Source organism: Leptolyngbya sp. AN10 (assembly GCF_050565645.1).
Lineage (GTDB): Bacteria > Cyanobacteriota > Cyanobacteriia > Leptolyngbyales > Leptolyngbyaceae > Leptolyngbya.
The window spans coordinates 172,913-182,754 of the sequence record NZ_JBNXVP010000016.1; the positions used below are offsets into that span (position 1 = coordinate 172,913).

General features: G+C 44.6%; 9 protein-coding genes. 5 read left to right on the top strand and 4 right to left on the bottom strand.

Annotation, left to right across the window (positions count from 1 at the left end; genetic code table 11):
* Positions 1-15: 15 nt before the first annotated feature.
* From ACQ4M5_RS22635 to ACQ4M5_RS22650, 4 genes are all read right to left on the bottom strand, one after another.
* Entirely contained in the window at positions 16-834 is an 819-nt protein-coding gene (locus ACQ4M5_RS22635; RefSeq protein ID WP_430677943.1) for a hypothetical protein, read from the bottom strand.
* 127 nt (positions 835-961) lie between these two features.
* Positions 962-1,108, bottom strand: coding sequence for a hypothetical protein (locus tag ACQ4M5_RS22640; RefSeq protein WP_430677944.1), 147 nt, complete (start codon positions 1,106-1,108; stop codon positions 962-964).
* 28 nt (positions 1,109-1,136) lie between these two features.
* On the bottom strand, positions 1,137-1,661 hold the full coding sequence (locus ACQ4M5_RS22645; RefSeq protein WP_430677945.1) for a hypothetical protein: 525 nt from the start codon (positions 1,659-1,661) through the stop codon (positions 1,137-1,139).
* A gap of 10 nt (positions 1,662-1,671) precedes the next feature.
* Positions 1,672-2,805: a hypothetical protein gene (locus ACQ4M5_RS22650; RefSeq protein WP_430677946.1), complete on the bottom strand. Its 1,134-nt coding sequence runs from the start codon at positions 2,803-2,805 to the stop codon at positions 1,672-1,674.
* Between the two features lie 901 nt (positions 2,806-3,706).
* Here ACQ4M5_RS22650 and ACQ4M5_RS22655 point away from each other — a divergent pair.
* The 5 genes from ACQ4M5_RS22655 to ACQ4M5_RS22675 all read left to right on the top strand — a co-directional run bounded on the left by ACQ4M5_RS22655 (position 3,707) and on the right by ACQ4M5_RS22675 (position 9,729).
* On the top strand, positions 3,707-4,150 hold the full coding sequence (locus ACQ4M5_RS22655; protein ID WP_430677947.1) for a hypothetical protein: 444 nt from the start codon (positions 3,707-3,709) through the stop codon (positions 4,148-4,150).
* On the top strand, positions 4,147-4,455 hold the full coding sequence (locus ACQ4M5_RS22660; RefSeq protein ID WP_430677948.1) for a hypothetical protein: 309 nt from the start codon (positions 4,147-4,149) through the stop codon (positions 4,453-4,455). The genes ACQ4M5_RS22655 and ACQ4M5_RS22660 overlap by 4 nt, the downstream gene beginning before the upstream one ends.
* A 405-nt stretch (positions 4,456-4,860) precedes the next feature.
* Positions 4,861-6,357 carry a relaxase/mobilization nuclease domain-containing protein gene (locus ACQ4M5_RS22665; RefSeq protein ID WP_430677949.1) on the top strand — a complete coding sequence of 499 codons (1,497 nt, stop codon included), beginning with the start codon at positions 4,861-4,863 and terminating at the stop codon, positions 6,355-6,357.
* 940 nt (positions 6,358-7,297) lie between these two features.
* Positions 7,298-9,205 (top strand): 3'-5' exonuclease, encoded by a 1,908-nt coding sequence (locus tag ACQ4M5_RS22670; RefSeq protein ID WP_430677950.1) that lies wholly within the window; start codon positions 7,298-7,300, stop codon positions 9,203-9,205.
* 89 nt (positions 9,206-9,294) lie between these two features.
* The gene (locus ACQ4M5_RS22675) at positions 9,295-9,729 is read left to right on the top strand and encodes a cob(I)yrinic acid a,c-diamide adenosyltransferase (protein ID WP_430677951.1); all 435 of its coding nucleotides are present in this window, start codon (positions 9,295-9,297) and stop codon (positions 9,727-9,729) included.
* The last annotated feature ends 113 nt before the right edge of the window (positions 9,730-9,842 follow it).

The following is a 9,842-nucleotide window of genomic DNA, read 5'->3' on the forward strand; positions in this document are numbered from 1 at the left end:
TCTGCGGAGTTTTTTCTATGCAGATGGAGTCTCACGCTCAGAATTTGATTGCTCTGCCTTTTTCGGCTTAGAATCCGGCTTCATTTCGGTCTTTTGAGGAGGATCTAGTAATCCTAGCGCTTCGCTGTTGGACTGAGTATCAGTTAGAAACTTAGTTACCCGTCGTCGATCGAGTAAATTCAGCTTAAAACTGCCGACTCCTTCTTTAGTCATCGCTTGAGCAAAAGTAAACTTCATGCCATCAAAATTTTCCGGTTTCAGAAAGCGGGGGAACACCATCTGATGCACATTTGGCAACGTTAATGCTGCCTGCAATAGCTCATCGCTCATCGCTCGTGCCCAATCTTCGTGTGTGGATTTACCCAGATTTTTCACCAAGACATGAATGACTTGATCTTTGTTTGCCTCAAACTGATCGACCGTCTGCAAAAATTGCTCGATGCTAATTTCAGACGCATCTGAAAGAAACCAGTTGATTAATCGATAGCGGGTCTTAGCACTTTCTTCTGCCAACTCTTCGATTAGCGTGAAAAAGTCATCTCGCTGAAACCAGTCTTGAACTGCTTGCCCCGAACTCGCAGCAAGATTAATCAAAATTGTTTTACCTGTCTCCATTGCCTTGAACACGTTATCGGTGCCTTTTTCCTTAGACTCCGAAATTTCCATCGGTTCAACACAGTAACGATAATATTTGTGGACGTTATAAGTCTGCGGATCTGCATCGAAAGCAATAAAGGGAATTCCTTCTTTTTCATGAATATGAATCATAACTCGACTAAACAAGGATTTTCCCATTCCGCCAAGTAGACCGGAAATCAAATTAAGGGTAGGCATTGGGATTGTTCTCCATCGGAATACAACAGTGGTGCGACTCAAACACCCACATTTGGAGGGCTAAGTTTACATTCAGTGAAGACGTGGTTCGTGTGAACACGCTTGCGCCTATCAGAAACATCAACCATTAACTATTGGGGTCAAAAAGGTCGCTTACCGCAAAGTTGAACGTTGCGGTAACAGATCCAAAACTCGCGATCGAAGGTGGGTCCCCCCGATCAAACAGCAATTTACTCATGCCACCTTTTCCATCGACTAAATGAAGAATTGTCATAAAACAATTCCCTCATCAAAATAATTCGTTAGTCTTCAGCATTTACTCGGTGAAATTCGTCGATGACGGAACCTAAAATTTGCGATCGCCGACCGGACTGACTCGCTGACGCAAATGGGTTATCATCATTGGAAATTGCAGAAGTCAGCAGCTCATGTTCTTGCGGATCTGGGGTAAGAACATCTGGTTGAGATAGAGATCGAGTGACTGCAGATTCAACTGTAGCTAGACTCGAAGCAGAAGTTTGACGAAACGGATCTAAACACAGTTCCTGATGAGCATAGTTCAACCACGCTTCAAGTTGTAGCAACGCCCATCGAGCCTTACGACGATACTCTTCCTCACTAATCAACCCGTTCTGCCACCGAACATGAAGGTCAAACGGGTCATAAACAAAATGAGCTGCCTGCATTAGCATCTCTTTTGCCGATTGACCAGTCGGAGCAGACTTGAGATAGCGCAATAAATAAGCACCAGGAAGATCGATTTTCACTTGGAACTGACAGCTCAACCGCTCCAAATTCTCAACACGAGACACTTTTGAACTTGCCATATTGCCTCCCCTAAACTGTAATTGCGTCAAAAATTGACGGAGACAAACACATCAAAGCAGCATACGGATCAAGCAGCCGTACCCCCAGCTCTTTATCGTCCAAGCTCGTTGGCAACGATAACTCTGCATGAAAGCTGTAAAGCGGAAACTGCTGCATCCATCGCTTTGAAAAATGGCGCTTTAGTGTTTCTGCTGTTCCCCCGCTCAAGATTACTTCATCGCAGGACCCCGATAGCTCATTCACAACGCCCTGCATCCAGCCGATCGCTGATTTAAGGTACCGTTCTAACGCAGCTTCCGCAGCCGCAACTAACTGATCTACTTCTTGAACCTGCTTTGCGCCCGATCGAGCATGAGTAATTTCAAAGAAAGGACGGCGATCTAACAGCACGTTTGACTCTAGTCGATACGGAGGATTAAAAGCCCGTGACAAAATCGGGGTTAAGCGCTCAACCGATTGTTCCTTCACATGATCAGAGACATCCTGCACCAACGCAGAAAAGCCCCATTTGGAACTCCGAATGATCGATTGAACGCCGCCCTCAACCACGAGGGCACTCAGATTGCGAAATCCGATGATAAACGAAGCGATCGATTTGTCGTAAAAGTTAGGATCATTCATTTCCTTGTACGCCACAATGCCCGCTCCTTCAGGCATAAAAATAACTGTCGCTTTCACTTTATAAACACCGAGCGGAGTGTTGAATTCTTTGAGTGCTTGAGTGAGATCGCGTGAAAGTTCATCCCGTGATGCCCACTCTCCTGCCGGAAGTTGACCGACAACCGCAATCGTTGCTTTACGGCGATCCCCAAGAGAAGGAAAGATTGCAGCTAATGATTTCGGAATGATTCGCTCCTGCTTCAAGTGATGCAGACTCAGATCTCCGCGCTTTAACTTTGCCAACTTGCCGGTAGCATAAATGCGATCGCCCCATGACACCCAGGCTTGGTTCTCAATCGGAACGGTTGGTTTGTAGACGAACAACGGATCTTTAAGATCCTCTGGGATTAAATCAACCACTTGGGGGTCATACGCTCGAACCGTAATCGCCCCCGACATCGTTTGATCGAGACTTTTAGTTGCAGAACTGCCATAGTCAAGCAGATTGATTTGCTCGATCGACAACTTAGAAGATCGCGGCATAAGCAGATAGAAACGTGACCAACGCCACGCGAGAAGTGATCAGAATCAAAAGCCAAGCTGATTCGCAGCATTCGATTGCTGGATCTGAAGCTGCAATCCCATTCGTTCTACGAGAAATTTACCCTCTGTAGATTACAACTGTAATCAGGATTGGCTCTTGTGAAAAATCTGGGTGGAGCATCCAGCCGAATCATTAAAGCTGCAACACCGAACTATCGGTACTGGAGTCAACAGATCGGTTTTCCACTACGTTCACTTTAACGAATGAACTCAAACTTTGCTAGAAATTCACTAAAGTTGATGCTAAAAAAGTTGAACTCATCCCAACTGAACTTTTATCAAAGCAAACGCTAAAAAGGAAGCATTGTTAAGCATTTATGCTCATCAAAAAAGTTGATCAATTGATCAACGATTCTTGGGAATGGCTGATCAATTGATCAACTGCGTTACGCTAAAAGCCGATTTCTTCTTGCTGTAGCTAATGACAGTCGTTGATCAATTGATCAACGATTCTTGCAAATGGCTGATCAATTGATCAACCCAAAACAACGATCGCACAATTTTTTACAATTACAAACTATTGTCACCTCGGAAGCCCCAGCAATGCAGAAGTACCACTATATTTTGAGTAATTATAAATAAAAGTAAAGATTGAGTCTGAACGAGACATTTGCGATCGCGCCAGGTTTGATTCGATTTCAAATCTGCAACAGGAGGGACAACCTCTATCGTTTACGAAAAGACTGGGCATTTTTTCAAACGACTCTTACAATGCAAAATAGAGCACCTGGAATATTTTTCCAGATTCAACGGCTCACCGCTTTTAACACTAATGATTTAACCCAACTGCTGCTCCACGTTAGCTGTTGGTCGGAACAACCAAAATCTTGTCAATCCCACCATGAATCAAAAATCAGCGCCGCCGCGTATGACAGCTATCTTTAGAAGTGAAGAAGAACGTTGTGCAGCTCACGCCACGCTCAACTCCTACAATCTCACCTTCAGCCAGTACGTTCGCCACTCACTTTGCTACCGAAGACTGCCACCTTACAGCATCGATCTCCCGATTTATCAGGTTGCTGTCAGATTTTTGTGGGCACAGTATCGCATTTTAAACAATCTGCGGTATCTAAAAGCTCAAGCCCGATTAGGACGCATTCCCCTAATCGACGAACCCAAAGTCAACGCCGCGATCGAAGAAAATCACCAAATCAGTCTTGCAATTCTTGAAGCAATCAAAGTGCTTAAACCAACAAACGACGAAGACACAACCTGGCTCTTAGAACACGCAACAACCTTCAACCAAAAATCCACGATCGAAAGAGATAATCCATCCCAATCATGAAGCACCGCACACCCTCAAAGAATCTGTCTAAATCCAGCAAAAAAGGATTTGGACAGATCGAGCAAGCTCCATCAGAAAATTGGCTTCAATCAACAATTAAAGCTGTCTTGTCAGGATATCTATTTGTCGCAATCAGACCATTACAAACATTAGGTCCCACAGCAAAAGGACAAACCACTACAAGCGTCGTCAAGCTACCCGAACATACGACAGACGGGAACACTGCACCAACGGTCTGGCGATCCGGATCTGTTTTTGTCTGCTATTCGCAAGCACTTTTCATTCCGGTCTGCTCACATTCGTAAGCTGCTAGAAGAACACCCCCTTTGATACACAGATTGACTTAGCAGAGCAGTTTGGGTTTTTCCTACCACCTGGCTACACATTCGTTCGAAGCGCAGCAAGCAAGGAATCCATCGGACAAGAAAGCTTGTTCCGCTCGGTCTCGCTCATGGAACTGCTGTGTGAACCAGATGAAAATGATCGAAAAGCAGCACCAACCGGGAATGGGATGTGAAGCACCTTTGATGCACTACACAACCTTGGAATCAAGGTTGTGTAGATCTAGATAGAATGACAACATCCCAACGACGAAGAGCCTGTCTCAACCAGCGAGAAAATTGCAGGAGCAGTCGCTAAACACAAGTACAAAATTTAACGTTTCAGTCTCCAAACAAAAAGCTAAAGTTATCCTTTACACAAAACCAGTCATGCCAATTCTGGTTCACAATAAACCTCATCACGTCTACAAAGCCCTTCACTATGCAGTAAACAAAGCGGGTGCTGTTCTTATCGGTAAAACGCTCGCTTCAGAAACCCCTGCCGACATTGCTCAAGAAATTCTTCAGGTACAGCCCCTAAACGAAAATATTGAACGACACATCTATCATGGAAAACTCGGTGCAAAAACTGGAACCGCCTTGTCAAATGAACTGTGGGAAGTCATTGCGATCGATTTAAGTGACGGATTAGGCTACGAAGAACATCCCTACATCTTACCGCGCCACACCGATCAAGACCACGATCACATTCACGTACTGTGGAGCCGAACAAACGAAGATGGCATTTGCCCACATGACAGCTGGGATCACTACAAATCTCAGGTGGTGCTGAGAGACATCGCTCAACGCTATGGACTTCCAGAACTAGAATTTAGCTGGGAAGGCATTGAAAATGCTCCTAGCTTTGCCGAAGTTTACCGGACAGAGCAACAACAAACAGACTATGTTCAAGGAAACAGAGATTGCCCACCAGAATTTTCTGTACGCCATCAACTCTTAGATACTATTAAAGAGAACGTAGCTGACCAGCCCCGACTGCCAGAATTAATAGAACGCCTACAGAACCAAGACATCGAGGTTCGAGTAAACCTCAACCGCCCCGGGATTAGTTTCCAACTTCAAGGTATTACCTTTCAGGGCAGCAGTCTGGGACGCGGGTTTTCTTTCAATGGACTACAAAAGCACTTTCAGGTTCAGTACAACCCGGACGAAGACAACACCGAAATCGAAGCGCTGCTTAACCATCCGAAATCCTCACAAACTCCTGAATTAGATCTCAGTTCACCAGCAACCAACGAGTCTGATCACGATACGAGTAGGATTCAGCCGTCTGATCAGGTCCAATCAGACTGGACCACAATTCAAACCCTAGTAGAGCCTTACCAGTTTCAAATTCGGTTGATTCAACAACTATACGAAGCAACATTATTAGCGATCGATCAGAAGAAACGCCTTACCTTTGCAGCTCGTCGCTTGAATGGGACCGGTCGATCGAGCATCGCGCTCAACCCTGACGGGACGTTTGAATCGGATGACCCAAATGAACCTGAAAGCAGCTTTTGGATCACAAGTGCTGAATCAGCAAACCGCATCGTAGTTGTTGATAACCCACTTGAAGTAATTGCTGCCTATTTAATTGAAGAAAATAGCCCTGAAGGGAATCAGACCCTTTATTTAGCAGCAGCACAAGCAGAACAAATCCCCACCGAACTGCAAAGTCACTTACAGGTCTACGTATCAACCTCATGCAACCTACCTGTTCGTGAAAAAATTCGGACTCTCGTTTCAGTCAGCCAAGAAATCGATCCCAGCCATCAGAACAGTTGGGTTGGGCAATGGCAAATTCACCAACAAACTCAGCGCTTGCTTGAATCTGGTTCATCTTCAATTCAACAAGTTCGCGAAGATATTCAACTTGAACATTAGCTTGCTCATATCGCAGTTCATTAAAGCGATCGCTCAGAAAATTCATCGAGGTTGGCAGTCCGACTAGCGGATCCTCTTTAAAATCTTCAAGTTTGGCATTGGCTAAGATTCAAGATTACGTTCACTTTACACAAGATTTATTTCACATTCAAAAATGAGCAGATCCAGCGGGTATCGACGACTGTCGATACCTTTTGTGTATTCAGCAGTTTACTATCTTCGTCACACTTCAGTATGAATCTTCAACTCTTGCTACAAATTAACAGTCAAAAGCAATGGAAACAAATGAAAACCACACAACAAATTCTTAAACATCAGATCGGATTTACGCCTTCTCCCAACCGCCCGTCCGCTTGCATTGGATGCAACAACTACCATGGCGTTTCATATGGTGTCCAACAACGGACACCGCTAATTTGTGGTTTTCATCCGTTTGGATGGCAGTCCAGTGATCCCTGCCCAGACTGGCAATAAGACCAACAGATTCGAAAAACAAAGTAACCAACAGAAGGTTTGGCTAAAGCTTTTCCTAGTTTTATTGAGCCTGGAGATAAATAGGCAATTGGCACAGTTTAGAAATTAGCGCTACTCTAAAGATATCTGGTGCTGAATCATCGCAGATCAATCGTCAGCACCGCGATCTTTTCCGTTTGAAAGCCACACGAAAAATTGCTTTCAACCTTAATCTACACGACTGACCACGGAGTGTCTAATCCTCTGTGCCTTATCCTCAATCTGATTGATTTCTAGTATGTGTTTTCGATCATTTGATTTCAGCTATTTTCAGCCATCCTCTTGTCTAACAAAGGAGCGATAAATGTCTATTGCTCTTAGTAATTCCCTCGCTAGCGTAGCACGTAGGTTAACGCCCAACGAAGCACGGCAGATTTGGAGTTTTCTCGAGAAGTTTTGGGAAAATCCTAGTCACCCGAGTTTAAGCTTGGAGCGCATTAGTCGAATCAAAAATGAGAACTTATGGTCCGGACGAATCAACGACAATCTCAGAGCCATCCTATACAAAGAAGGAGATCTATGGACGATTCTACACGTCGATCATCACGATGCAGCTTACCATTGGGCAAAAACAAGATCAATTGAACGACATATCAAAACAAAAGCGCTTCAAATCGTGCTAGCACCTCAAGAAACAGGGATCTTAGAGAGTATCCAGAAAAATACGCTTGATTTGCCACCTTTGTTCGCTCAATATAGCAACGACTATCTGCTCAGCCTCGGCGTTCCGCCAACTTGGCTAGAACCAATTCAACAAATTTGCTGCAAAGAGTTACTACTGAGTACCGTTATTGAATTACCCGACGAAGTTGCGGAGCGATTGCTAGATCTTGCAGAAGGCAAGACGGTTCTACCGCCGCTTCCAATCTGCGACAATCAATCGGTACAAGGCTCGGAACACAATCAGCAATTCACCGTTCTCAAGAGCAACAAAGATCTCGCCAGACTACTAGAAGCACCATTAGCAACTTGGGTTGCATTTTTACATCCATCACAAAAGCAAATCGTGACCGGAAGTTTTAAAGGTGCTGTAAAAGTAACCGGAACTGCTGGAACCGGGAAAACTGTCGTAGGACTTCACCGAGCACGTCATCTTGCACGTCAAGGAAAACAAGTTCTACTAACCACATTTGTCAAAACCTTGAGTCGCAATCTAGAACACAACCTCCAGATTCTCTGCACTCCTGATGAACGCAAATTCATTCAGGTCAGCACAATTCACCGCCAGGCAAAAGAGTTACTCAATCAAGCAGGAGAACATTTAGAAATTGCAGAGAACGATGTCATCTTTAACTTGATTAAGCAATTTCATCAAGAAAGTTGTCCCCTTAGCCCAGCAGCGTTATACCTCGAATGGGAAAACGTAATTCAAGCTCAAGACATCTTAACCTGGGCAGAATATAGGCACACGGTAAGATCTGGTCGCGGACAGGCACTTTCAGGACGTGAACGACAGCGAGTTTGGGAAGTTTTTGAGCCTGTATTCCACAAGTTAAAAGAGCAAAACCTCAGCGATTGGGCAGGAATCTGTCGTCGAGTTCGTCACCTGATCGCCGAAGGAAAGATTAAAAGTCCATTCGATGCAGTGATCGTAGATGAAATGCAAGATCTTCGACCTCAAGAAATCAAGCTAGTGGCAGCACTTGCAGGTAAGGGAGACAACCACCTGATGCTCCTGGGCGACGCAGGACAGCGAATTTATGGTGGACAGTTCAGCTTAAAAAATTTGGGGATCAACGTACGCGGACGATCGTACACGCTGCGAATCAATTATCGAACAACCGAACAAATTCGCCAATTTGCAGATCAAATTGTGGACGAACGAGACGATCTAGACGGAGGAAAAGAACCCTTTCGGAGCACAATCAGTCTGCTGCACGGTCCACAGCCAGTTCTGCAAGGATTTAATACCCAGAATCAACAGTTAGAATTCATCATCAAGCAAATTCAACTCCTGTTAAACGAAGGAACTGCCCCAGGCGAGATTGCAATTTTCAGTCGAACCAATAATGGGCTAAATGGCATCGAATCCAAGCTAAAATCTGTGCAGTTACCTTCGCAACGATTGAGCAAACCTACAGAGCCACAGCAAGATGCAATTAGTTTAGGGACACTACACAGGTCAAAAGGACTAGAATTCAAAGCAATCTTTCTAGCCAATGCCTCTGATAACCAGCTGCCGCTCGGACATTTAATCAACCAAATGCCAGACCCAGCCTCTAAACAATCCGCGATCGAGCAAGAACGTCGATTGTTATACGTTTCCATCACCCGAGCAAGAGATCGCGTTTTCATTAGCTGGGTGGGACAGCCAACCCGGTTTCTTCAAGTCTAGAGAACTTAGTCAACCTGCAATAAATAAAATCATTTGCAAGTCGACCAGATCCAATCATCCATCAAGACCACCAGACACACCCAAATTCTATGATTGCAGCCTGCAGAAATACCTGTGATATTCACTCATCGATCGATCATTTCAATCACAGTTTAGGAGTTCTCAAAATATTCACCTACACAAAACGTCAGTTCTTAACAGATGTCTTTGCCGAAGCATTAAGAATCGCGGGACAAGGAAACAAAGTTCTCATTGCTCAACTGATGAAGGGGGGCATTAATCAAGGACAAGACCATCCAAGCTATCTCTTAGAAAATCTGCACTGGATTCGCTGCAACTCAATCACTTGCAGCAGTCACAAAGAGATTAACGAACCACAAAGAGCCGCTACACTGGAATTATGGGAGTACGTCAAATCTGCGATTCTCAACCGAACCTATGAACTTGTTGTACTCGATGAGCTTGGGCTAAGTATCGATTTAGAAATCATTCAAGAAGTTGAGGTTTTAAGCTTAGTGATGTAGAAAACTTTTTGCAGTCTCAAGATGAGAATGTAGTGATTTTAGAGAACTGAATGCGCCGCTCTAAACGAACACGTTTACTTTCGGAGGCACAAGCGGCAGGCGGACTACGACGT

Excerpts from the sequence above, each read along its gene's own strand:
- ACQ4M5_RS22650 (WP_430677946.1), bottom strand. The coding sequence starts at position 2,805 with ATGCCGCGATCTTCTAAGTTGTCGATCGAGCAAATCAATCTGCTTGAC.
- ACQ4M5_RS22645 (WP_430677945.1), bottom strand. The coding sequence starts at position 1,661 with ATGGCAAGTTCAAAAGTGTCTCGTGTTGAGAATTTGGAGCGGTTGAGC.
- ACQ4M5_RS22635 (WP_430677943.1), bottom strand. The coding sequence starts at position 834 with ATGCCTACCCTTAATTTGATTTCCGGTCTACTTGGCGGAATGGGAAAA.
- ACQ4M5_RS22640 (WP_430677944.1), bottom strand. The coding sequence starts at position 1,108 with ATGACAATTCTTCATTTAGTCGATGGAAAAGGTGGCATGAGTAAATTG.
- ACQ4M5_RS22660 (WP_430677948.1), top strand. The coding sequence starts at position 4,147 with ATGAAGCACCGCACACCCTCAAAGAATCTGTCTAAATCCAGCAAAAAA.
- ACQ4M5_RS22665 (WP_430677949.1), top strand. The coding sequence starts at position 4,861 with ATGCCAATTCTGGTTCACAATAAACCTCATCACGTCTACAAAGCCCTT.
- ACQ4M5_RS22655 (WP_430677947.1), top strand. The coding sequence starts at position 3,707 with ATGAATCAAAAATCAGCGCCGCCGCGTATGACAGCTATCTTTAGAAGT.
- ACQ4M5_RS22675 (WP_430677951.1), top strand. The coding sequence starts at position 9,295 with ATGATTGCAGCCTGCAGAAATACCTGTGATATTCACTCATCGATCGAT.